Source organism: Allolucifera butyrica (assembly GCF_900476375.1).
Lineage (GTDB): Bacteria > Bacillota > Negativicutes > Sporomusales > UPPP01 > Lucifera > Lucifera butyrica.
This window is the reverse complement of record NZ_UPPP01000075.1, coordinates 1-22,315: the sequence shown is the minus strand read 5'-3', so window position 1 is coordinate 22,315 and position 22,315 is coordinate 1. Positions and strand designations below refer to the sequence as shown.

20 protein-coding genes and 1 pseudogene are annotated in these 22,315 nt (G+C 43.6%); 10 read left to right on the top strand and 11 right to left on the bottom strand.

Translation table 11 applies throughout. The annotated features are described in order from the left end of the window. The first annotated feature begins 8 nt into the window (after positions 1-8). Together LUCIF_RS13495 and LUCIF_RS13490 are read left to right on the top strand one after the other, a co-directional pair. Positions 9-2,378 carry a homocysteine S-methyltransferase family protein gene (locus LUCIF_RS13495; RefSeq protein WP_207857670.1) on the top strand — a complete coding sequence of 790 codons (2,370 nt, stop codon included), beginning with the start codon at positions 9-11 and terminating at the stop codon, positions 2,376-2,378. Positions 2,379-2,606: 228 nt separating this feature from the next. Continuing rightward, positions 2,607-3,245: a LysE family translocator gene (locus LUCIF_RS13490; RefSeq protein ID WP_122628421.1), complete on the top strand. Its 639-nt coding sequence runs from the start codon at positions 2,607-2,609 to the stop codon at positions 3,243-3,245. A 415-nt stretch (positions 3,246-3,660) separates the two neighbouring features. Here LUCIF_RS13490 and noc read toward each other — a convergent pair whose 3' ends face one another. The 9 genes from noc to rpmH all read right to left on the bottom strand — a co-directional run bounded on the left by noc (position 3,661) and on the right by rpmH (position 10,895). Beyond that, a complete protein-coding gene (gene noc, locus LUCIF_RS13485; RefSeq protein ID WP_122628420.1) occupies positions 3,661-4,554 on the bottom strand; it encodes a nucleoid occlusion protein in 894 nt (297 codons plus the stop codon). 68 nt (positions 4,555-4,622) lie between these two features. After that, positions 4,623-5,339: a 16S rRNA (guanine(527)-N(7))-methyltransferase RsmG gene (rsmG, locus tag LUCIF_RS13480; protein ID WP_243638727.1), complete on the bottom strand. Its 717-nt coding sequence runs from the start codon at positions 5,337-5,339 to the stop codon at positions 4,623-4,625. Beyond that, positions 5,336-7,216, bottom strand: coding sequence for a tRNA uridine-5-carboxymethylaminomethyl(34) synthesis enzyme MnmG (gene mnmG, locus LUCIF_RS13475; RefSeq protein WP_122628419.1), 1,881 nt, complete (start codon positions 7,214-7,216; stop codon positions 5,336-5,338). The genes rsmG and mnmG overlap by 4 nt, the downstream gene beginning before the upstream one ends. A 54-nt stretch (positions 7,217-7,270) precedes the next feature. Continuing rightward, a complete protein-coding gene (gene mnmE, locus LUCIF_RS13470) occupies positions 7,271-8,656 on the bottom strand; it encodes a tRNA uridine-5-carboxymethylaminomethyl(34) synthesis GTPase MnmE (protein WP_122628418.1) in 1,386 nt (461 codons plus the stop codon). Positions 8,657-8,762: 106 nt separating this feature from the next. Next, positions 8,763-9,386 carry an RNA-binding cell elongation regulator Jag/EloR gene (gene jag / locus LUCIF_RS13465; protein WP_122628417.1) on the bottom strand — a complete coding sequence of 208 codons (624 nt, stop codon included), beginning with the start codon at positions 9,384-9,386 and terminating at the stop codon, positions 8,763-8,765. A gap of 4 nt (positions 9,387-9,390) precedes the next feature. After that, positions 9,391-10,014, bottom strand: a complete 624-nt coding sequence (locus tag LUCIF_RS13460) for a YidC/Oxa1 family membrane protein insertase (protein WP_122628459.1) — start codon at positions 10,012-10,014, stop codon at positions 9,391-9,393. A gap of 66 nt (positions 10,015-10,080) precedes the next feature. Next, positions 10,081-10,287 carry a membrane protein insertion efficiency factor YidD gene (gene yidD, locus LUCIF_RS13455; protein ID WP_122628416.1) on the bottom strand — a complete coding sequence of 69 codons (207 nt, stop codon included), beginning with the start codon at positions 10,285-10,287 and terminating at the stop codon, positions 10,081-10,083. Beyond that, positions 10,284-10,646: a ribonuclease P protein component gene (rnpA, locus tag LUCIF_RS13450; protein ID WP_122628415.1), complete on the bottom strand. Its 363-nt coding sequence runs from the start codon at positions 10,644-10,646 to the stop codon at positions 10,284-10,286. The genes yidD and rnpA overlap by 4 nt, the downstream gene beginning before the upstream one ends. A 114-nt stretch (positions 10,647-10,760) precedes the next feature. Next, a complete protein-coding gene (gene rpmH / locus LUCIF_RS13445; RefSeq protein WP_092074531.1) occupies positions 10,761-10,895 on the bottom strand; it encodes a 50S ribosomal protein L34 in 135 nt (44 codons plus the stop codon). Between the two features lie 490 nt (positions 10,896-11,385). Here rpmH and dnaA point away from each other — a divergent pair, with 490 nt between their 5' ends. The 8 genes from dnaA to pgm all read left to right on the top strand — a co-directional run bounded on the left by dnaA (position 11,386) and on the right by pgm (position 20,671). Then, positions 11,386-12,804: a chromosomal replication initiator protein DnaA gene (gene dnaA, locus LUCIF_RS13440; RefSeq protein ID WP_122628414.1), complete on the top strand. Its 1,419-nt coding sequence runs from the start codon at positions 11,386-11,388 to the stop codon at positions 12,802-12,804. A gap of 256 nt (positions 12,805-13,060) precedes the next feature. Then, entirely contained in the window at positions 13,061-14,170 is a 1,110-nt protein-coding gene (dnaN, locus tag LUCIF_RS13435; protein ID WP_122628413.1) for a DNA polymerase III subunit beta, read from the top strand. Between the two features lie 77 nt (positions 14,171-14,247). Beyond that, positions 14,248-14,463 (top strand): RNA-binding S4 domain-containing protein, encoded by a 216-nt coding sequence (locus LUCIF_RS13430; protein ID WP_122628412.1) that lies wholly within the window; start codon positions 14,248-14,250, stop codon positions 14,461-14,463. Between the two features lie 10 nt (positions 14,464-14,473). Beyond that, positions 14,474-15,571, top strand: coding sequence for a DNA replication/repair protein RecF (recF, locus tag LUCIF_RS13425; protein ID WP_122628411.1), 1,098 nt, complete (start codon positions 14,474-14,476; stop codon positions 15,569-15,571). A 6-nt stretch (positions 15,572-15,577) separates the two neighbouring features. Continuing rightward, complete coding sequence (locus LUCIF_RS13420; RefSeq protein WP_122628410.1) at positions 15,578-16,435, top strand: DciA family protein; 858 nt, start codon at positions 15,578-15,580, stop codon at positions 16,433-16,435. Continuing rightward, on the top strand, positions 16,413-16,676 hold the full coding sequence (gene remB, locus LUCIF_RS13415; RefSeq protein WP_122628409.1) for an extracellular matrix regulator RemB: 264 nt from the start codon (positions 16,413-16,415) through the stop codon (positions 16,674-16,676). Before LUCIF_RS13420 ends, remB begins: the two co-directional genes overlap by 23 nt. 132 nt (positions 16,677-16,808) lie before the next feature. Then, a complete protein-coding gene (gene gyrB, locus LUCIF_RS13410) occupies positions 16,809-18,728 on the top strand; it encodes a DNA topoisomerase (ATP-hydrolyzing) subunit B (protein WP_207857638.1) in 1,920 nt (639 codons plus the stop codon). A gap of 290 nt (positions 18,729-19,018) precedes the next feature. Continuing rightward, on the top strand, positions 19,019-20,671 hold the full coding sequence (gene pgm, locus LUCIF_RS13405; RefSeq protein ID WP_122628407.1) for a phosphoglucomutase (alpha-D-glucose-1,6-bisphosphate-dependent): 1,653 nt from the start codon (positions 19,019-19,021) through the stop codon (positions 20,669-20,671). A 355-nt stretch (positions 20,672-21,026) separates the two neighbouring features. Here pgm and garR read toward each other — a convergent pair whose 3' ends face one another. Further along, positions 21,027-21,935, bottom strand: coding sequence for a 2-hydroxy-3-oxopropionate reductase (gene garR, locus LUCIF_RS13400; RefSeq protein ID WP_370745423.1), 909 nt, complete (start codon positions 21,933-21,935; stop codon positions 21,027-21,029). A 2-nt stretch (positions 21,936-21,937) separates the two neighbouring features. Continuing rightward, positions 21,938-22,315: pseudogene (locus LUCIF_RS13395) on the bottom strand (MFS transporter); the annotation flags it as partial.

The following is a 22,315-nucleotide window of genomic DNA, read 5'->3' as shown; positions in this document are numbered from 1 at the left end:
ACTACATGATTTATCTTTTCGACGGTGCCATGGGTACCATGCTGCAACAAGCCGGACTTCAGCCGGGAGATTGTCCTGAACTATGGAACATAGAACAAGCTGACAAAATTATCGACATTCATCATCAATATATTACAAGCGGCGCCGATATTATTGAAACAAATACATTTGGTGCCAACCGCATTAAATTGTCCCATTATGGACTAGCCGGCAAAGTAAAGGAAATAAATATCGCCGCCGCACAAGCCGCTCGTCAAGCCGCATCACCGGGAATTAAAATTGCCGGTTCCGTTGGTCCAACGGGAAAATTTATTTATCCGCTGGGGGAATTATCTTTTGATGAAGCATATGATGTATTTTATGAACAAATTTGTGCGTTAGATCAATCTCAAGTTGATTTTATTATTATTGAAACAATCATTGATATACAAGAAATACGCGCTGCCTTACTAGCGGCTAAAGCCGCTACAACCAAGCCGGTTATCTGCCAACTCTCCTTTGGTGCCGACGGCCGAACCGTTACAGGCACCGACCCGCAGACAGCCGTGCTTACTTTAGAGGCGCTGGGGGCAAACATAATTGGCGCAAACTGTTCCCTGGGTCCGGCTCAGCTGTTATCGACAGTAGAAACTATGGCCCGTTCCACGAAACTCCCCTTAAGTGTACAGCCCAATGCCGGTATGCCCGTATTAATCAATGGTAAAACGGTTTTCCCCATGGAGCCGAATGAAATGGCCTCCTGGATTCCCCGGCTGCTGGAAGCGGGAGCGGCCTATATTGGCGGGTGTTGTGGCACGACTCCGCAACACATCCTGGCCATGCGGCAAGTGCTTGACACTTTACCTTTGTCCTCCCTGCCCAAAGCCCGCAACATTCCAGCCTTTACTGCCTTAACCAGCCGTAGTAAAACCCTTTATCTAGGCAAAAATTTTGCCCCTGCAATAATTGGCGAACGAATTAATCCGACAGGCCGCAAAATACTGCGGGCTGATATTCAAGACGGACAATTTATTATGGTTAAAAAGGAAGCCTTAGCCCAGGTTCAGGCCGGAGCCCATTTACTAGACGTAAATATGGGTGTCCCCGGTATTGATCAATCCCAGGCCATGAAGAAAGCAATTGAAGAATTATCCATGCTGGTTGATGTGCCGTTAGTAATTGACACAACCGATGCGGCAGCATTGGAAGCAGGATTAAAATCCTTTCCCGGCCGGGCTCTGATTAATTCCGTTAGTGCCGAACCGGAACGTATTGAAACCTTCTTGCCATTGGCTAAAAAATACGGCGCCGCCGTTCTCTGTTTACCACTGGCTTCCGGCGGCGTACCAACAACCGCCGGGGAGCGGGTCGAAACGGTACAAACCATTGTCGACGCTGCCTATGAAGCCGGCTTACAGCCTAAAGACCTCCTTCTTGATGCCTTAACCATGACTCTGGCAGCCGACCCTACTGCCGCGCTGGAAACATTAAATACTCTCAAATTGTATCGGACAACATTCGGATTTCCTTCTGTTATGGGTTTAAGTAACGTATCCTATGGATTGCCGCGTCGTGATATTATGAATGCCACCTTTTGCGCCATGTGTCTGGCAAGTGGCTTGGATGCCCCCATTCTCAATCCGTATGACCCGCTAATGCAGGATATTCTTGCCGCTTCCCAGGCTATTCTCGGAAACGATCCCAGCGGCCGGAACTATAGTATAGTTAAGTCAAACATGACGTTATCCGACTCTGCCGCAAACAATACCAGCGATCCTTTGGCGGCTATCAAACAAGCGGTAATTAACGGAGAAAAAGAAGCCATTTCCACCCTTATTATACAAGCGCTAAAAGCGAAGGAAGACCCTATTACAATAACAGAAAATGCCCTAACGGCGGCTATGAATCAAATTGGCGAAGCTTTTGGTCAGGGAAAATGCTTTTTACCGCAAGTTCTCCTATCTGCCGAAACCATGCGCAGTGCATTTCTTACTATTAAAGAAATGCTGCCCGCCCATACCGCTGTTAGCCGTGGCAAAGTATTACTGGCTACAGTAAAAGGGGATATTCACGATCTAGGCAAAAATATAGTTGCAGCCCTTTTAGAAAATAACGGTTTTGAGATTATTGACCTGGGAAAAGATGTTGCCGCCGATACCATCGTCGCCAAGGCCCTAACTGAGAAAGTAGACTTAATCGGACTCTGTGCGCTAATGACAACAACCATGCCTCAGATTGACCATACGATCGCCTTATTAAAACAGAGCGGACATACAGCCAAGGTTATCGTCGGCGGTGCCGTATTAACTGCTGATTACGCCCAACAAGCCGGTGCCGATGCCTATGCTCCCAACGGCGTAGAGGCTGTTACCATTGCGAAACAATTACTCCGGAAATAGTCAATAATGAAAAAGATTGGAAAGCAGCTCCTGCCAAGGATACGGCACGGGTTGCTTTTCTTTATAATACCCCGGATAAATTGTCAAAGAAGTAGCCTTACCCGATTTTATCACTAAACCTAGACATATTTTGCTCTAAAGCCCATAAATAGAAGGAAAACTTGGTATACTGGTTTAATAAATAGTAAGATAATCCTTTTTACCAAAATTGCCAATGGGAGAAGCAGAATGGAAATATTCTATCTACTTAAAGGAATGCTTATGGGCTTGTTAATCGCGGTTCCTGTTGGCCCAATCGGTATTCTTTGTGTCCGCAGATCCTTAACAGAAGGGAGGCATTCCGGACTCTTTTCGGGTCTTGGCGCAGCCACGGCCGATGCGCTTTACGGGAGCATTGCCGGCTTTGGCCTAACCTTCGTATCCGCTTTTTTAATCAGTCATGAATTATGGCTGCGCCTTGCAGGCGGACTCTTTCTTGTTTTACTTGGTATAAGAACTCTCCTCACCCAGCCGCCGGCTAAAAGTTGTCAAGAAAATCGAATAGCAACCGGACAAAAAAAATCAAGTATGTTGCGTATGTATGTTTCTACCTTTTTTTTAACTTTGGCCAATCCCATTACTATTTTATCATTTGCCAGTATTTTTGCCGCCATGGGTATGGCTGGGGCTAAACGAGGATATGTTCCCATCATCATCATGATAATGGGTGTTTTTATCGGCTCATCAGCCTGGTGGCTACTGTTGACAGGTGTTATTTCTTTATTTAATCTGAAATGCAATACTGAAGTCCTTCGCTGGGTAAACAAAATATCAGGTACCCTCTTGACCCTTTTCGGCTTAGTTGCGGTATTGTCCATGTACTTATAAGAGTAAATAGTAATTGGATATATCTAAAAAATAAAACCCGGCTGTTGCCGGGTTTTATTTTTAGTGGGATCGAGCCTGCTTAAAAAACGCGTCCACGTTGTTGCGGCTGCGCGTTCTCACTCAACATACGCCTTCGTTCGAATGCTCGCCGCGCCTAGTATCCACATCTTTTTAAGCAGTCTTGGGATCAGAAAGTATAACTTTTCGGGCTATCTCGCCAAAACGCATTTTTTGCTTAGAATGCCGAAAAGTAAAATACTTTCCTTCCATTTAAAGACCCTTTGGTCTTTCTTACGATAATTATAGCTACTCGATCTTTAGTTAATACCATTTATTGCAATACCACGAAATTAGTCATTATTGAATATATCTAGCCGTTCAAGACGTTGTCTTATCCTTAAAAAATGAAATAAGACTAGCGGCGTTTGGGAATCTTCAGGTTAAGCATAATGTATTCATCATCCTGTTCCTGATTCACTTTAATATGAATACCAACCTTCTTCATATCCGCCACAACTCGATTAATCGTATTCAAAAAAATTCGGACATCTTTAATCACTTTCACAACATTCTGCTTCGTTGCCTTCTTTTTTGACATTTCCCGGGAAATATCCTCAAGAATATCCTCAACAAGACCTTCTGTTTCTCTGACATTTAATCCTTTTTGGTGAATCGTGTCCAATGCTTGAATCTGCAACTGGGGATCTTCCAATTTCAGTAAAGCCCTGGCATGCCGTTCCGTAAGATTTTCCGACTTTAGCACTCTGCGAATAAGGGGCGGTAATTTCAACAAACGCAGTTTATTGGCAATCGTCGACTGATTCTTACCCACCCTTCTGGCTAATTCATCCTGGGTCATACCAAAATTAGACAATAATTGATTAAATCCCTCGGCTTCCTCAAGGAAATGCAAGTCTTCGCGCTGCAAATTTTCAATCATTGCCAATTCAGCCATTTCTTTGTCATCCATTTCTTTGACGATCACAGGTACTTCTTGTAAACCGGCCAGCTTAGAGGCCCGCAGCCGCCGTTCACCGGCTACCAATTCCATACCTTGCGGTGTCCTGCGTACTAGAAGCGGCTGAATAATACCAAACTCACGAATAGATGATGCTAGTTCCTGCAATGACTCGTCATTAAAAGTTTTACGCGGCTGAAATGGATTGGGATTAATATCCTCAGGATTTATATGCTGAACCTCATATATTGCATCTGACTCGTCAGTCATTTCTACTGTCTCGACCGGAACAGACTTGTCCGCTTCCGGATTTCCACTACTAATCCCCAACAATTTAGCCAAATTCCTCATCGGTTCACTTCCTCACCCTACCAGATTACATGGTACATATTCAACAGAAATAAAACTTTTCCTTTTCCCTATAAGGGCTTTTTTTCCGGCGTTCCGGCCTTGCGCGGATATGTCGATGCCGTTATATGTTCTTTTTTTATGTAAATTATAGCACGCTTGTCTTCCAACCCGGGCAAATAAAGGCACCGAACCCGGGGTGACCCGCCACCCAACAGGAAAACCGCCTTTTCCGCTTCTTTCATGTCCATTTCATATTGAGCACCTTTGAGGGCTACGAAATATCCGCCTAAAGCAGCAAAAGGCAAACAATACTCCGCCAATACATTCAGACGGGCAACAGCCCGGGAAACAACAACATCATATTTCTCCCGGTATTCTTTTTGCCGGGCCGCTTCTTCCGCCCGGGCATGCACAATCGTTACTCCTTCAAGTCCCAGAGATTGAACGGCAGCCTCTAAAAACGTAAGGCGCTTTTGTAAAGAATCCATAAGAGTAAGCTTAAGGTCCGGCCGGAAAATCTTCAGCGGCAAACCGGGAAATCCGGCGCCCGTTCCCACATCAATTACGGCTGCTGCTGGTAAAAATACCTCAGACTCACAGCAGGATAATGAATCAATCATGTGTTTGACAGCGACCTCTTTCGGTTCCGTAATCGCCGTTAAATTAACTTTTTCATTCCATTCCACCAATAGATTGTAATAAAGCGTAAATTGATTCAGCTGATGACTGCTAAGAGATAAACCGTATTGCACAGCGGCTTCAGACAAATAATCCTGAAAAATCACTCCCCGGCCCCCTTTCGCCGGCTTTGCTCCAAATAGACCAATAAAATGGAAATGTCCGCCGGTGAGACACCGGAAATGCGGGATGCCTGTCCTACCGAAAGAGGACGAATTTTATTTAACTTTTGTCTGGCTTCCAGTGATAACCCGCTAATTAGATTATAATCAATCGGCGCTGGTAAAGTTTTTGCTTCCAGCTTTGCCAAACGCTCCACCTGCTCAAACTGTTTTTTAATATAACCTTCATATTTTACTGCAATTTCAACCTGCTCTTGCACTATTGGTGATAAAGGCGGCAGTACAAACTGGCGCCGAAGATCGTCGTACCGTATTTCGGTACGACGCAACAAATCAAACAGACTGGTGCCGGTACGAATTTCCGTCGAACCCATGGCCTTAATTTTTTCCTGGTTTTCAACGGTTGGTGTAATCACTCCTTGCCACAGTTGCTGTAAAACTGTCTCTATGGCTTCTTTCTTGCTGATAAACCGCTCATAACGCGCATCACTGACTAAACCAAGTTCCCTGCCCTTTCCGGTGAGGCGCAAATCGGCATTATCCTGGCGCAGAATTAGGCGGTACTCCGCACGGGAAGTCATAATCCGGTAAGGTTCGTTAGTTCCCTTGGTCACCAAATCATCAATCAACACCCCAATATAGGCCTCGGAACGGGAAAGAATAAACGGCGGACGTCTCATTACCAATAGTGCCGCGTTGATCCCCGCGATCAAACCCTGGGCCGCTGCTTCCTCATACCCGGACGTTCCATTCGACTGTCCGGCCGAAAATAAACCGGTAATTTTTTTACACTCCAGAGACGGCTTTAGTTCCGTAGGGTCTAAACAATCATATTCAATTGCATAGCCAGGGCGCATAATCACGACATTTTCCATACCGGCAATGGTTCTTAAAAAAGCCTGCTGCACATCCACGGGCAAACTGGTGGACATTCCCTGGACATACATTTCATTGGTGTGAAGACCTTCCGGCTCAATAAAGACCTGATGCGCCGTCTTATCGGCAAATCGGACGACCTTATCTTCAATAGAAGGACAATACCGGGGTCCCGTGCCTTCAATAATTCCCATATATAACGGCGCACGATGTAAATTAGACCGGATAATTTCATGGGTCTTCTCGCAAGTATAGGTTAACCAGCAGGGAATTTGTTCCCGGGTAATAACATCACTCATAAAAGAAAAATTATGGGTTTCCTCATCTCCTGGTTGCAGCGACATTTGCGAAAAATCCAGAGATTTACGGTCTACCCGGGCCGGAGTGCCTGTTTTGAACCGCATCAGGCTGATACCCAGTTCCCGCAGTGAATCGGTCAGTTTCTCCGCCGCCCGCTGTCCATTCGGACCACCGGCATACGCTGCTTCCCCCAAAATGATTTTACCCCGCAAATACGTTCCGGTTGCTAGAATAACACACTGTGCCTCGTAAAATTCTCCTGTTTCCGTTTCGATACCGTACACTTTACCATCATCGGTAAGAACTTTTTCCACTAATAGCTGCTTAACCGTCAAATTCGTTTGATTCTCCAGTGTCTCTTTCATCATGGCCTGATACCACTTCTTATCGGCTTGCGCCCTGAGGGCATGAACGGCAGGCCCCTTTCCCGTATTCAGCATCCGCATCTGGATGCATGTTTTATCCGTGTTAATCCCCATTTCCCCGCCCAATGCATCAATTTCCCGGACCAAATGACCTTTAGCCGGGCCGCCAACTGCCGGATTACAGGGCATCATGGCAATATTGTCCATATTTAATGTCGCAATTAGCGTCTTACATCCTATACGGGCACTGGCCAGAGCCGCTTCACATCCGGCATGACCGGCGCCGATAACAATAACATCATAGGAACCGGCAGTAAACAAAACCATCATCTCCCTACTATAGCAATATCAACTATATTTCAATGTATCATCTTATTACTTGCCAATACAAAACCGGGAAAAAATCTGATCAATAATATCCTCACTTACTGTGTCACCTGTAATTTCCCCTAATTTTTCCCACGCAGCTCTTAAATCAATTACGATGCAATCAGACGGCATATTGGCAGCAATAGTATTCAATACTTCTTCCAAATGAATCTTAACCTGGGTAAGAGCATGAACATGCCGCACATTATCAACTAAAACACTGTCTCCCTGGTAAACTTGTCCACTGTAAACCAGATTCACAATTGCTTGTTCCAACTCCTCGATTCCCGTACCATCCGTAACAGATATAGCTATTATTTGTTTATCCTCAACCCAAGGCGCCAGTTCGATTTGACTTAACCGGGACGGAAGATCACTTTTATTTAACAGAACTAATGTCGGTTGTTCTTTTATAAGGCCCAGCACTTCCCGGTCTTCTGCCGAAAGGGAGCGGGACGCATCCAGCATAAGCAGAATTAGACCAGCCCGGTTCATTATTTCCCGCGCCTTATCCACGCCGATTTGTTCAATCTTATCATTCGTATCTCTGATACCGGCTGTATCGATCACCTTTAGAGGAATGCCGCGAATATTTATATATTCTTCAATACTATCCCGGGTTGTTCCGGGAATCTCCGTTACAATAGCCCGGTTTTCTCCTAATAAGGCGTTCAAAAGACTTGACTTTCCCACATTCGGCTTGCCGATAATCACCGTTTCCAGGCCTTCCCGCAAAATACGTCCGGTTTGGGCTGTAGACATCATCTTCACGAGAGTAGCGAGAATCTGCCTCACCGCAACGTCTACCTGTCCCGCGGTCACTTCTTCAATATCATCCTCGGGAAAATCAATTGCCGCTTCCAACTGCGCAATCAATTCCAGGATATTATGGCGGAGACCGCAAATTGCTCGGGATAAATTCCCCGTTAAATGATTCATCGCCATTTTTAATGAAATATCGGTCTTAGCCCGAATCACGTCAATTACCGCTTCCGCCTGAGCCAAATCCAAGCGGCCGTTTAAAAATGCCCGCTTGGTAAATTCTCCTGGTTCTGCCAGGCGGGCACCCATACGCAGGGTTAACGCCAAAATATTTTTCAGCGGTATGGGACCGCCATGGCAGTGAATTTCTATAACATCTTCTTTTGTATAGGAAGCGGGTCCCCGCATCACCAGTAATATAACTTCATCCACCATTCGGCGGGAATCCGGGTCAATAATATGGCCATATGCCGCCTGATAAGAGGTAATATCCTTAACCTCTCTGCCGTGGATCCCCTTAAAAATACGACCGGCAATTTCGAGCGCCCCGGAGCCGCTAAGCCGTACAATTCCGATACCGCCTTCTCCTACCGCTGTAGCAATTGCGGCGATGGTATCTTCCTGAAACATGCTATCACCTACGACTTTTTCTCATATATTCAAAACCCAGTAATAGTAGTATTACTGGGTTTACAAACTCTTAACCTGCTTTTGGAATAATAACCAACAGGTCCGTTTATTTTTTTAAAGCAATAACCACTTTCCGGAAAGGATCTTCCCCTTCACTGTAAGTAACAATCCGTTGGTCATGCTGTAAAGCCATATGAATAATTTTTCTCTCATGCGGGCTCATGGGTTCCAGCACAACCCGTTCCCCCCGCCTTTTCACTTTATCAGCCAAACGGACTGCCAAATTAGAAAGAGTATCTGCCCGGCGTTTCCGGTAATCTTCCACATCTAAAACAATGCGTACTCTTTCTTCCGCATCCCGGTTGGCCGTCAGATTCGTCAAATACTGCAACGCATCCAAAGTTTGCCCATGCTTGCCAATAAGAACGCCTAAGTCATTTCCCCGCAAATTCAACACAATTGAATCCTCTTGCGTCATTGTTTCCACCATGACATTCAATTCCATCGCCGCAAAAATATCCTGCAAAAATCCTTGGGCGACCCCTATCGGATCTATCGGTTTTACCGTTACCCTAACTCTGGCTTGTTTACCGCCAATAAAGCCAAATAAAGCTTTGGTCGGTAATTCCAACACTTCATAATCAATCCGGTCTTTTGCAACCCCGAGTTCGGCTAAAGCAGCATCGACTGCTTCTTCAATGGTTTTTCCCGTCTTTTCCAAAGAAGTCATTATATCAGCGAGCCTCCCTTTGAATTTGAGCCGGTTTACGGTACATCCACCATTGTTGAAAAATCTGGATCATATTGCTTACAGCCCAATACAATACCAGCCCCGCCGGGAACGAAATACTGATGTAACCGATAAACAGCGGCATAAAAATCATCATCATTTTATTTTGTTGAGTCATATCGGTCATAGTCTGTCGTTGCTGGATATAAGTTGTCAATGCTGATAGCGCAGGAAGTATATATGTATGATCCGGTTTTGCCAAATCAGCCAGCCACAGAAAGCTAGGCTGCTGTACATAATGATAGTCCCGAATCGCATAGAAAATAGCAATTAAAAAAGGCATCTGAATTACAAGCGGTAAACATCCGGCCAGTGGATTCACGCCGGCATCCTTATATAATAGGGCCGTCTCCTTTTGCAGTTTTTCAGGATTTCCCTTATATTTCTCCTGAATCTCCCTCATTTTTGGCTGCAACTCCTGCATTGCCTTCATTGATTTTACTTGTTTTACAGTTAAAGGGTACAATACCATTTTTATAATAACCGTTAAAATGATAATCGCAACCCCATAATTGGCAAAGCCCCAGGCAGCAGTCAAATTATAAAAGAACGTCAAAATACTTTGCATTGCATTACTCAAGAAAGCAAACAAACATTTCACTCCCTACACTAACAATTCAGTAGATTTTTTTATTCAAACGGGGTCATAACCACCAGGATGAAAGGGATGGCAGCGTAAAATCCGCTTTACAGCCATCTTCAGTCCCCGGAATACCCCATATTTTTCAATAGCCAGTAACGCATATTCTGAACAAGTGGGCACAAAACGGCAGGTCGGCGGCTTAAGCGGTGAAATAAATTTCCGGTAAAAAAGTATGAGCCCAATTAATAAAGTTTTCATTTTAAATCAGTCTCCCATATTTTTGCCCGGGTACACAAATCAATAAATGCTTTGGAAACCGCTTCGTAATCGGCCTTTACCATAACCTGACGACCTACCAATACCATGTCTACTCCGGGAGTAACCTGAAACTGATTCAGACGGTATGCTTCCCGTAATAAACGTTTTACCCTGTTCCGTATAACTGCGGAACCCAACTTCTTGCCCGCAGCAAAACCAATGCGGCGATTTTCGGTACCATTGGAAACAACATATAAAACCGCCAGCCGATTCGCATAAGATTTTCCCGTTTTATACACATTCTGAAAATTTTTATTTTTGCGCAGTAAATTTTGCTTGCATAGCCGATATGTTGTCATCATTCAACCTGCCAATCATTTAAAGAAACAAACAAATAAAACTCCTGCTACACAGGAAAGACCCAAAGTTATTCCCAGTTACTTCTACAAAAATAGGCCACTTTGGGCGGCCTACTATGCAGACAATTTCTTCCTGCCTCTTGCACGTCTCCTTTTTAATACAAGACGGCCACCTTTTGTCTTCATACGTTCCCGGAAACCATGCGTTCTTTTTTTCCACAAAGTATTGGGCTGATACGTCCGTTTCATTTATTAACACCTCCTTACATAATCGCAGAAAATCCCATGTTAAAAATTTGCATTTTAACTACTCAAAATTATAGACTAGCTGTTAATGAGTGTCAAGGAATTTACTTATAAACACCTGTGGATAATTTTAGCCGATTTAGTGGAGAAAATAAAATAAAATATTGATAACTTCGACATGATTTGTTAATATAAAAATACATTAAGAGACTAGAATTCTGTTTTTTTATGTCAAAAAAGCTGATATTAACATAAGTTATACACAGAAAACTCCACTTATACACAGTTTTATCCACAATTGTTCCCATTTTTGTTATCAGCGTTAAATACAATATTGCGGAGGATCGTTTTAACCGCGGTTGTATTTTTTTTTCGTCTAAAACCACAGTATCTACATATTTTATCAACAGCTGTGTATAACTTTGTGGATAATTTTATGTTTTGTTAATTATTTTATACACATGTCCACAAAAAATCAAAAGGAGATATCAGGATGAATACAACATATATGGCCGAAGTATGGGAACAAGTATTAAAAATAATGGAAAAAGAGGTAATTAAACCCATTTTTGAAACTTGGATCAAATCGACCATACCCATCTCCTTAACGGACACAACCTTTGAAATCGGCACCCCCAAGCAATTTATTAAAGACTGGCTGGAAACCCGCTATACCAAAACGATTCAAAACACGGTTCAATATGTCACCCAAAAACCATTGGAAGTAAAATTCATTAATTTGGACAAAAATGAACAAGAGTCTGAAACAGTGGAACTACCACAGGTACAGCCTCCAGCTGCGGAGAGGGCGGTGGCCAAAACCGCACCCAAAGTCGAAACGGAAACAAAATTGACGGATAAATCGGCTATATTACTGGATGAATCGGCTAATACTTTAAATCCTAAATACATATTTGAGTCCTTCGTTATCGGGAATTCCAACCGCTTTGCCCATGCCGCCTCTTTAGCCGTAGCAGAAGCTCCGGCTAAAGTTTATAATCCTTTCTTTATTTATGGTGGCGTCGGGTTGGGAAAAACACACCTTATGCACGCAATTGGACACCGGATCCGGCAAAATTATCCAAATTCGAAAATTCTCTATATTTCCAGTGAAAAATTTACCAATGATTTTATTAATAGTATTATGGACAAAAATCCGGAAAGTTTTCGTCAAAAATACCGGAATATTGATGTTCTCTTGGTGGACGATATTCAATTTTTGGCTAAAAAAGAACAAACCCAGGAAGAATTTTTCCATACCTTTAATACCTTGCATGAGGCCAATAAACAGATTATTATCTCCAGTGACCGGCCGCCACGGGAAATATCCACCCTCGAAGACCGTCTCCGGTCCCGTTTTGAATGGGGCCTTATCACCGATATTCAACCGCCCGACCTGGAAACCCGCATTGCCATTTTGCGAAAAAAGGCCCTTTCGGAAAATCTAAATGTCCCTAATGATGTTATGGTTTATATTGCCAGCCGTATTGACAATAACATTCGTGAACTCGAAGGTGCCTTAATCCGGGTGATTGCCTACGCCTCCCTAACGCATCAGAACATTGATATTAATTTGGCAACCGAAGCATTAAAAGATATATTTCCCAACGGACGTCCAAAACAAATTACCATGGAACTGATTCAGGAAACCGTATCCTCTTATTTTAAAATTAAATTAGACGAACTTTCGGCGAAAAAACGCACTCGCAATGTGGCTTATCCCCGGCAAATCGCCATGTATCTCTGCCGCGAATTAACCGATACGTCGTTGCCGAAAATCGGCGAAGTTTTTGGCGGACGGGATCATACAACAGTTATCCACGCTCACGATAAAATCAGTCGGGAACGCAATGAAGACGCCAAATTAAGCAATACTCTCAAAGAGCTAATTAAACGAATTGAAAGTAACTAAAAGAGGATAAAGCTGTGTATAACCCGAAATTAACTATGTAGATAATCTGTGGATAATATTTTCACATTCATTTCCTGTTAATATGTGTATAACCCTTCTCCTATTTATCTACATATTATACACATTCACAGTTCCCTTTCGACACCGCCTTTCCCATCTTATACACATATCGACAAGCCCTACTACGAATACGGCTATTTTATTATTATATGTTTCAATTATTATTATTATGCCAAACAAAATAGGAGGCTTTATAATGAAATTAGTATGTACTAAAGAGGCATTAAACCACGCTGTCCAGACCGTTCAAAAGGCAGTGTCCTCCAAAAATACACTCCCTATCCTTACGGGTATTTACTTATCAGCCTACGACGGTAAACTGGACCTCCAAGCAACAGATTATGAAATCGGCATTAGCTGCAAAATAGATGCCAATATCGAAGAAGCAGGCACTGTCGTAGTTTCGGGACGTTATTTCCAAGAATTAGTACGCAAACTACCTGGTGAAACAGTAGAAATCTCTTCTAACCGGGAAGACCGGACAATAAAAATAACATCGAATTTCTCCCAATTTAATTTACTTAGTCTTCCTTCGGAAGAATTTCCAGTTTTAAAACAAATGGTTAGCGAAAATAGTTTGTTAGTTAAAGATAATATTTTAAAAGATTTAATTAAGAAGACAGTATTTGCCTGCGCAACCGACGAATCCCGGCCTATTTTTACCGGTGGGCTGTTAGAAGCCGATGCGCAGGGTATCCGTATGATCGCTACAAATACACACCGCCTTGCTTTGAAAAGAGATAACTTAGAAAACCTTAATAATTCTCTAAAAATAATTACTCCTTCTAAAATTTTAACGGAATTAGCCCGTGTTTTAGTATCCGAAATCCCAGTGGATGTACGTATATCCTGGCAAAAAAATCAGGTTTCTTTCGCTTTTGACGATATATATATAATTTCCCGCTTAATTGAGGGGCAGTTCCCTGATTACAATCGAGTGATCCCGGCCAGTTTTGCCACAACAGTCCAAATCAATACCGACCAGTTCTTAGATGCCGTAGAACGGGTTTCTCTGGTGGCTAAAGATGGCGAATACAATGTGGTAAAATTCCAATTTAAGGCGGATACAGTTATTATCACCTCTAATAATCCGGATGTAGGCATGGCTTATGAAACGGTAGATTCACACTGCCAGGGCAATGAAATTGAAATTGCCTTTAATGTCAAATATGTTACGGATATTCTAAAAAATGTCGGCAGTGAAAAAATTATATTTTCTTTAAATACTCCATTAAGTCCGGCAAGCATAAAACCGGAGGATGATGACAATTATACTTATATTATTACCCCGGTTCGTACCAACTAGTACCCTGTTAACTCTAAAGATATAAATTGAGAGTTAACAGGATACTAAAGAAACTTACTCCAAGGAGCGTGTCTTTAATGGAGGAAATAGCGATTCATACAGCGACCATTCAACTGGATCAATTGTTGAAGTGGGCCGGCATCGTGGAAACCGGCGGCCAGGTGAAAACATTTCTGGACGAAAAATTGATTATGGTAAATGGGTCTTTAATTACGGAACGCCGTAAAAAGGTTCAGCCGGGCGACGTCATTACCGTGCGGGGAGTAGGTACCTGGAAGGTTACCGCAGAATAAAGGTGAATCAATGCGGGTAGAAAAGTTAGTACTGAGAAATTTTCGCAATTATGTTCACTTACAATTAAAATTAACGCAAAATATCAATATTTTTATTGGTAACAACGCCCAGGGGAAAACCAATATACTGGAAGCCATTTATTTGGCAGCCATGGGCCGTTCCCACCGTACGAACGTGGATAGTGAAATGATTCGCTGGCAGGAACCGGATTCTATGGTAGATATTCTATTTTCCCGGCAGAATGTGGAAAATAGACTGGTTTTTCATTTCATAAATAACCAGAATAAAGAAATACTACTTAACGAAGGTAAAGTTAAGCTGCGGGATGTTATCGGGTCTTTTAATGCAGTACTTTTTTCGCCGGAAGATTTAACTTTAATTAAGGGAATGCCTGCTGAGCGCAGGCGTTTTCTTGATGTCGAAATATCGCAGGCCAATCCGGCCTATTATCGGCAGTTAACTCACTATACCCGGATACTTATGCAGCGGAATAATTTGCTCAAAAAAATCCGGGAAAATAAAGCAAAAGCGGATTTACTGGACCCATGGGATGAACAATTGTCACAAGGAGCGGCATTTATTGTGCGCAAACGGCAGGAAGCCGTTAAAAAGTTGACCATGCTGGCCAACCTGATGCACCGGCGATTAACGGCCAATCGGGAAAGTTTGGCGCTGGCATACAATCAACATGGCTGCGAAAAGCCAATAACCACCGATTTAGCCGTCTGGTACCGTCAGGAATTGGTGTCGCAGCGCGGCAATGATATTTTTCGCGGCAGTACCGGTGTAGGTCCTCACCGGGATGATTTATTATTAACAGTGAATGGGGTTAATCTGAGAACATACGGCTCTCAGGGACAGCAACGTACGGGGGTGCTGGCTTTAAAGCTGGCCGAATTGGAGTTTATTAAATCGGAGACGGGTGAATATCCGGTATTGCTGCTTGATGATGTAATGAGTGAACTGGATGCCGTCAGAAGAGAACAATTATTGCTTTTTATCCGGGACAAAATTCAAACGTTTATCACGGCTACAGAAGAAAAATATTTTCCCGAATGGCGGTTTGGCAAATATTATCACGTAATTAACGGTACGGTAACGGAGTGAAAAACAATGCATAAGGTAAAAAACATTATGAATCTTACATTGAAAAGGCTGGGAATAAAAAAAAGATATAATGCCGAATCCGTTCTTTATCATTGGCCGCAAATTGTCGGTGAAAAAATTGCATCTCACTCCTGGGCAGTAAAAGTACAAAACGAAACCTTACTGGTGAAAGTGAGTAACTCGGTTTGGTGCCATCATTTATCAACAATGTGCGATGATATTGTTAATAAAATTAATGCATTTGCCGGTGAGAAACTCATTGCCGATATTCGTTTTCAAGCAGGATATTTGAAAGATTACCAGAATAATGTAGAAGGTACGGAAAGCGAAGAATTTCCTTTATCCTATTTATTAAGACAATTTTCTTTAAGCCAGCAGGAATTGGCATCTGCCGTCGAGGTGACGCAGCATGCTGCGGATCAGGAAGTCCGCACAAAAATCTTGCCCATTTTAAAGAGGAGTATGGCGTTAAGAAAATTGCGGCAATCACAGGATTGGATTCCATGCCGGGTATGCGGCGCATTGAGTCCGCCTCAAGCCGGAATTTGTCCGGTTTGCAGCCGGGAAGAAAGGCACCGGAGACTTGGGGAGATTCGACGCTTAATGGCGGATGTTCCCTGGGTGGATTATACCGAGTTTAATACTTATTGCTCTTGTACACCGGATGAATTCAGACGAGCTAAAAATGAACTAATTGAAAAATACCGGCGGGAAGTTTATCGGCAGCATGCGGATACAATTCAGACTTCCGGTTTTGTTATGTTAGTAACCGGCTTAAAGCCGGACGAACTGACGGTGGAAATTATCGCCAAAACATTAGCCGGAAACAGGAGGAAGAACTATGTTTCTACATCTGGGAGCTGATACCGTTATTCCCTTGAAAAATGTAATATTAATTAATGATTTAAAAGCTGTAAGGTCGAAAACCAATGAAGAATTTATCAAAAATATGCGTAAGCAAAACCGGGTGTCCGATGTTTCCGAAGGTAATATAAAAAGTTTTGTGGTTACTGATAAAAATGTTTATTTGTCAGCTATTTCATCGTTGACTTTAAAAAAGCGGGCGGCCAGCCTGCCTGATAACGAAATAGAAGATGATGAATAGGAGAAACCGTGGCAGGACCACGGTTTCCTTAACTATCCTTAGTAAGAAAGACCTATTAAAAAACGGCTGTGGATTTCACCTTTTTAGGCTAGGCCTGGATGCCGTTTGATCGCTATAATGTGGGAGGTTTTTATGGATAATAATGATACTACAACTACGGTAAATGGTAATTATGGTGCCGAACAGATTCAAGTGCTGGAAGGATTGGAAGCCGTTCGTAAGCGCCCGGGCATGTATATTGGCAGTACTTCCGCCAGAGGGCTGCATCATTTAGTTTATGAAGTGGTGGATAATAGTATTGATGAAGCGCTGGCCGGCTATTGCACCAAAGTAAATATTATTATTCATAAAGATAACTCGGTAACGGTGGTCGATAATGGCCGGGGCATACCGGTGGATATGCATGAAACGGGAAAACCGGCCCTGGAAGTGGTTTTGACCGTATTGCATGCGGGCGGTAAATTTGGCGGCGAAGGATATAAAGTATCCGGCGGTCTCCACGGTGTTGGCGTGTCTGTTGTAAATGCGCTGAGTGAATGGCTGGAAGTGGAAGTAAAACGGGACGGTAAAGTGCACCGGATGCGTTTTGAGCGGGGACGCACGACTGAGACGTTATCAATTTTAGGTACAACGGATGAAACCGGAACCAAAGTATCCTTTAAACCGGATGCCGAAATTTTTGAAGAAACGGTGTTTAATTTTGATACGCTTAAGCAGCGGTTGCGGGAATTGGCTTTTCTAAATAAAGGGCTCAATATTAGTCTCACTGATGAAAGGACAGGAGAAAGCCTGGAATTCCATTATGAAGGCGGCCTGATTTCTTTTGTTAAACATCTAAACCATAATAAGGATGTGCTGCATCCGGAGCCTATTTATCTGAACGGTTCGAAGGATACTACACTTGTGGAGATTGCTCTGCAGTATAATGACGGCTACGTGGAGAATATTTTTTCCTTTGTAAATAACATTAATACCCAGGAAGGCGGTACCCATCTCAGTGGTTTTAAAACGGCTCTGACCCGCTCGATCAATGATTACGCCCGTAAATTTAACTTTTTAAAAGAAAATGACGAAAATTTAAGCGGCGAAGATGTACGGGAAGGATTAACGGGAGTTATTAGTGTAAAAATACAGGAACCGCAGTTTGAAGGACAAACGAAAACTAAATTGGGAAACAGTGAAGTGCGCGGTATTGTCGATACGATTGTTTCTGAGGGACTTAACGAGTTTTTTGAAGAAAATCCGGCTATTACCAAAAAAGTAATTGAGAAAACCGTACTTGCTTCGCGGGCCAGAGATGCTGCCCGAAAGGCGCGGGAATTAACGCGGCGCAAAAATGCTCTTGAAATCAGTTCTTTACCGGGAAAATTGGCTGATTGCTCAAGCAAGGACCCCATGCAGTCGGAGATTTATCTGGTAGAAGGTGACTCCGCCGGCGGTTCGGCCAAGCAGGGACGGGACAGACGCTTTCAGGCTATTCTGCCGCTCAGGGGTAAAATTCTTAATGTAGAAAAAGCCCGGATAGACAAAATTTTAAATAACGAAGAAATCCGGTCAATGATTACTGCCTTTGGTTGTGGTATTGGCGACGAATTTGACCTGGAAAAAAGCCGTTATGGCAAGATTATTATTATGACGGATGCCGACGTGGACGGCGCGCATATACGGACATTACTTCTTACTTTCTTTTATCGTTATATGCAGCCTCTCATTACGATGGGACGGGTGTTTATTGCCCAGCCGCCGCTTTACTTAGTGAAAAAGGGTAAAGAGCACTGGTATCTTTACAGTGATCAGGAACTGGAAGACCTGCTTACCCGGATTGGCCGCGATAATATCGGGGTACAGCGGTATAAAGGGTTAGGCGAAATGAATCCGGAACAACTGTGGGAAACTACAATGAATCCGGAAGACAGGACCATTCTGCAGGTTGAGCTGGATGATGCCATTGCCGCCGACGAAATTTTTTCCATTCTGATGGGTGATAAAGTGGAACCGCGCCGCAAATTTATCGAAGAGAATTCGGAAAGAGTGCGGAATCTGGATATCTAGATTCCATTTTAGTTAAAAAGCTTTAAATTATCTAAAATCTGAGCGAGACGCAAAAAGCGTTCTTGCTCAGATTTTTTTTACCCCAAAAGCAGCAGGTCACATTGATTATGCCGTAGCGGTATTTTAATTATATTGTATTTCTTCTGAAGAAAAAAATATTTATATTTCTAAATTAAAGAGAGTAGTGTAATATAATAATAGATTAAAATGTAAAATAATTCCTGAAATAGATTGTTCTTAGTAAGTTATGGATATAATTAAAAAAGTGAACCAGTTTGGAGGTAATGTGAATGTCAATTCATCCATTAGCAGGAAAAAAGGCACCCCAGTCTATTTTAGTAAATATTCCTCGTTTAATTAGCGCGTATTATGTTAATCAACCGGATAGTAATGAACCGGCGCATCAAGTTGCTTTTGGCACTTCCGGTCATCGGGGTAGTTCGTTCAAACATACTTTTAATGAAGCCCATATTTATGCAATTACGCAGGCTATTTGCTGTTACCGGCAAACCCAGGGCATTACCGGGCCTCTATTTATCGGTTTTGATACGCATGCTTTGTCTGAACCGGCGTTTATTTCGGCCTTGGAAGTGCTGGCGGCTAATGGTGTGGAAACGTATATAGCGAAGGATATGAATTATACGCCGACCCCATCCATTTCCCATGCCATTTTAACGTATAATAAAGGCCGTAAGGCCGGATGGGCCGACGGAATCGTGATTACGCCGTCTCATAATCCGCCGGACAACGGCGGCATTAAGTATAATCCTCCTAACGGCGGTCCGGCCGATACGGGGATTACTAAGTGGATTGCCGGCCAGGCTAATGATTTTCTAAAAAACGGCAATCAAAACGTGAGACGTATGCCTTATGGACGGGCTTTAAAGGACCAGCATGTACATCAATATGATTTTATTACCCCATACGTTCAGGACTTGAAAAATATAATTGATATGGAAGCGATACAAGCCGCCGGTCTTAAACTTGGCGCCGACGCTCTCGGCGGAGCGGGACTTGCCTATTGGCCGCAGATTGCGGAAACCTATAACCTTAAAATTGAAGTTTTAAACGGACATCCGGACCCGTCTTTTCACTTTATGAATGTAGACAGCGACGGAAAGATCCGCATGGATTGTTCTTCTCCTTACGCCATGGTCGGCCTTATTGATCTAAAAGAGAAGTATGATTTGGCTTTCGGCAATGACCCGGATTTTGACCGTCATGGGATTGTTACCCGTAGTGCCGGTTTAATGAATCCCAACCACTATCTTTCCGTTGCCATCCATTATTTATTTAAAAATCGTACGGAATGGCACCAAAATATGGCTGTTGGCAAGACACTGGTCAGTTCCTCTATGATTGACAGAGTGGCCCTAAGCCTGAAAAGACGGCTTGTGGAGGTTCCGGTCGGGTTTAAGTGGTTTGTTGACGGTTTGCTCGACGGTTCCTTAGGCTTTGGCGGCGAAGAAAGCGCCGGTGCATCGTTTCTTAAAAAGGACAGTTCGGCTTGGATCACGGATAAGGACGGAATCATTCTTTGTCTGCTGGCGGCCGAAATTATCGCAAAGACCGGCCGGGATCCCGGGGAGCATTATCAGGAATTAACGGCTAAATTCGGAGAACCGGTCTATGAAAGAATGGACGCTCCCGCTAACTCGGCGCAGAAAGCGGTATTGGCCGGGCTTTCACCGGAAAAAGTTACTGCCGGTACGCTGGCGGGGGAAAAAATACTAACCAAACTTACCAAAGCCCCCGGCAATCAGGCTGCTATCGGAGGCTTAAAAGTTTGCACGGCGAACGGCTGGTTTGCCGCCCGTCCTTCCGGTACGGAAGATGTCTATAAGATTTATGCGGAAAGCTTTCAGGGAAAAGACCATCTTAAAAAGATTCAGGAAGAAGCAAAGCAAATTGTCGGTGAGGCATTTCAGGCAGCCGGAGTGTGATAAACAGATTTGCAGGAACCCTTGATTATTATCAAGGTATATAGGACGGTCATTATCGGACAATCGCTGTAAGGCATGGATTAGGCTGACGCAGCAGGCGGAACAGGCCTCTTTGGCAATTGCTTTCTTTGCTAACTGCCGGACCCGGTTGGAAGGAATAATATGAATTTCGTTTCGGTTCATAAAAAGATCCTATTCTGTATGAGGATGATTTTATTGTCAAAACAATTATATTTCATCTATAAAACCTCCCTTGGTTAAAGAATACTAAATAAAAATAAAGGAAACCTTTTGAAAGGTTTCCTTTATTTTTATAGATGTATAATATTCTAACAAATGAAGAACCGCGTTGCAGTCAACGTTTTACCTCTGCCTTGGCTAATTTCTCATAGTATTGAACTAAGCTTCCATGGTCGGCGGCGCCCAGACCGTCTACCTTAAGGGCCCGCATCATTTCCATGACGGCGGCGGTCAGCGGCAGCGGCACTCCGATTTCGTGGGACGTTTCCAAAGCATTGCTTAAATCCTTAATGTGCAAATCAATGCGGAATCCGGGATTAAACTTGCGGTCCATTACCAGCGGCGCTTTGGCATCCAAAACGGTGCTGCCGGCCAGGCCGCCGCGAATGGCCTGATACACCAGCTCCGGCTCCACTCCGGCTTTACTGGCCAGTACCAGCGCTTCCGACATGGCAGCAATATTCAGGGCGACAATGACCTGATTGGCCAGTTTGGTGATATTGCCGGCGCCTACTTCGCCGGTCAGCACCACTGAGCCGGCCATGGCCTTCATAATGGGATAACATTGGTCAAAGACAGCCTTTTTACCACCGACCATTACGGAAAGGGTGCCGTCAATGGCTTTCGGTTCCCCGCCGCTGACCGGAGCATCCAGCATTTCAATACCTTTTTCAGCCAGCTTCCGGGAGATTTCCCGGCTAACAAGCGGGGCAATGGAACTCATATCGATAACGACGGCCCCCTTTTTAGCTCCTTCCATCACGCCGCCTTTTCCCAGAACTACTTCTTTAACCTGAGGCGAATTGGGCAGCATGGTAATAATAACATCCGTCTGTTCCGCCACTTCCTTGGGAGTGGCGGCTGTTTTGGCGCCGGCGGCGACTACTTCCGCCACGGCATGCTGACTTTTGTTCATAACCAGCAGGTCATACCCGGATTTAAGCAGATTTTTACTCATAGGTTTGCCCATAATCCCTAAGCCGATAAATCCAATTTTCATGTTGTGTTGCTCCTCGCTTAGAATTTTTATAGTTTCGTTTCCTGACTTGTCAGTTCTACCCGTTGGATGTCGCCGACAATGAATAAATAAGACAGTGCCCCCAATATACCCATAGTACCAACAAAAATTAAAGCGTCATGGAAAGAGTGGGTCACATTGAGGATATACCCAATTACAATAGGCGTTACAATACTGGCCATATTGCCGATAAAATTGAAAATGCCGCCACTGAGGCCAACCATTTCTTTAGGAGAGGTATCAGTAACAACGACCCAGCCCAAAGCGCCAAATCCTTTGGCGAAAAAGGCCAGGGACATAACTGCGATCACGATCCATATGGCGGTTACATAGTTGGCCAGGATAATGCTGCCGGAAAGAATCAGACCCAGAATAATCGGTATTTT

Excerpts from the sequence above, each read along its gene's own strand:
- LUCIF_RS13490 (WP_122628421.1), top strand. The coding sequence starts at position 2,607 with ATGGAAATATTCTATCTACTTAAAGGAATGCTTATGGGCTTGTTAATC.
- noc (WP_122628420.1), bottom strand. The coding sequence starts at position 4,554 with ATGAGGAATTTGGCTAAATTGTTGGGGATTAGTAGTGGAAATCCGGAA.
- mnmE (WP_122628418.1), bottom strand. The coding sequence starts at position 8,656 with ATGTTTCAGGAAGATACCATCGCCGCAATTGCTACAGCGGTAGGAGAA.
- jag (WP_122628417.1), bottom strand. The coding sequence starts at position 9,386 with ATGACTTCTTTGGAAAAGACGGGAAAAACCATTGAAGAAGCAGTCGAT.
- LUCIF_RS13460 (WP_122628459.1), bottom strand. The coding sequence starts at position 10,014 with ATGCAAAGTATTTTGACGTTCTTTTATAATTTGACTGCTGCCTGGGGC.
- yidD (WP_122628416.1), bottom strand. The coding sequence starts at position 10,287 with ATGAAAACTTTATTAATTGGGCTCATACTTTTTTACCGGAAATTTATT.
- rnpA (WP_122628415.1), bottom strand. The coding sequence starts at position 10,646 with ATGACAACATATCGGCTATGCAAGCAAAATTTACTGCGCAAAAATAAA.
- rpmH (WP_092074531.1), bottom strand. The coding sequence starts at position 10,895 with ATGAAACGGACGTATCAGCCCAATACTTTGTGGAAAAAAAGAACGCAT.
- dnaA (WP_122628414.1), top strand. The coding sequence starts at position 11,386 with ATGAATACAACATATATGGCCGAAGTATGGGAACAAGTATTAAAAATA.
- dnaN (WP_122628413.1), top strand. The coding sequence starts at position 13,061 with ATGAAATTAGTATGTACTAAAGAGGCATTAAACCACGCTGTCCAGACC.
- LUCIF_RS13430 (WP_122628412.1), top strand. The coding sequence starts at position 14,248 with ATGGAGGAAATAGCGATTCATACAGCGACCATTCAACTGGATCAATTG.
- recF (WP_122628411.1), top strand. The coding sequence starts at position 14,474 with ATGCGGGTAGAAAAGTTAGTACTGAGAAATTTTCGCAATTATGTTCAC.
- LUCIF_RS13420 (WP_122628410.1), top strand. The coding sequence starts at position 15,578 with ATGCATAAGGTAAAAAACATTATGAATCTTACATTGAAAAGGCTGGGA.
- remB (WP_122628409.1), top strand. The coding sequence starts at position 16,413 with ATGTTTCTACATCTGGGAGCTGATACCGTTATTCCCTTGAAAAATGTA.
- gyrB (WP_207857638.1), top strand. The coding sequence starts at position 16,809 with ATGGATAATAATGATACTACAACTACGGTAAATGGTAATTATGGTGCC.
- pgm (WP_122628407.1), top strand. The coding sequence starts at position 19,019 with ATGTCAATTCATCCATTAGCAGGAAAAAAGGCACCCCAGTCTATTTTA.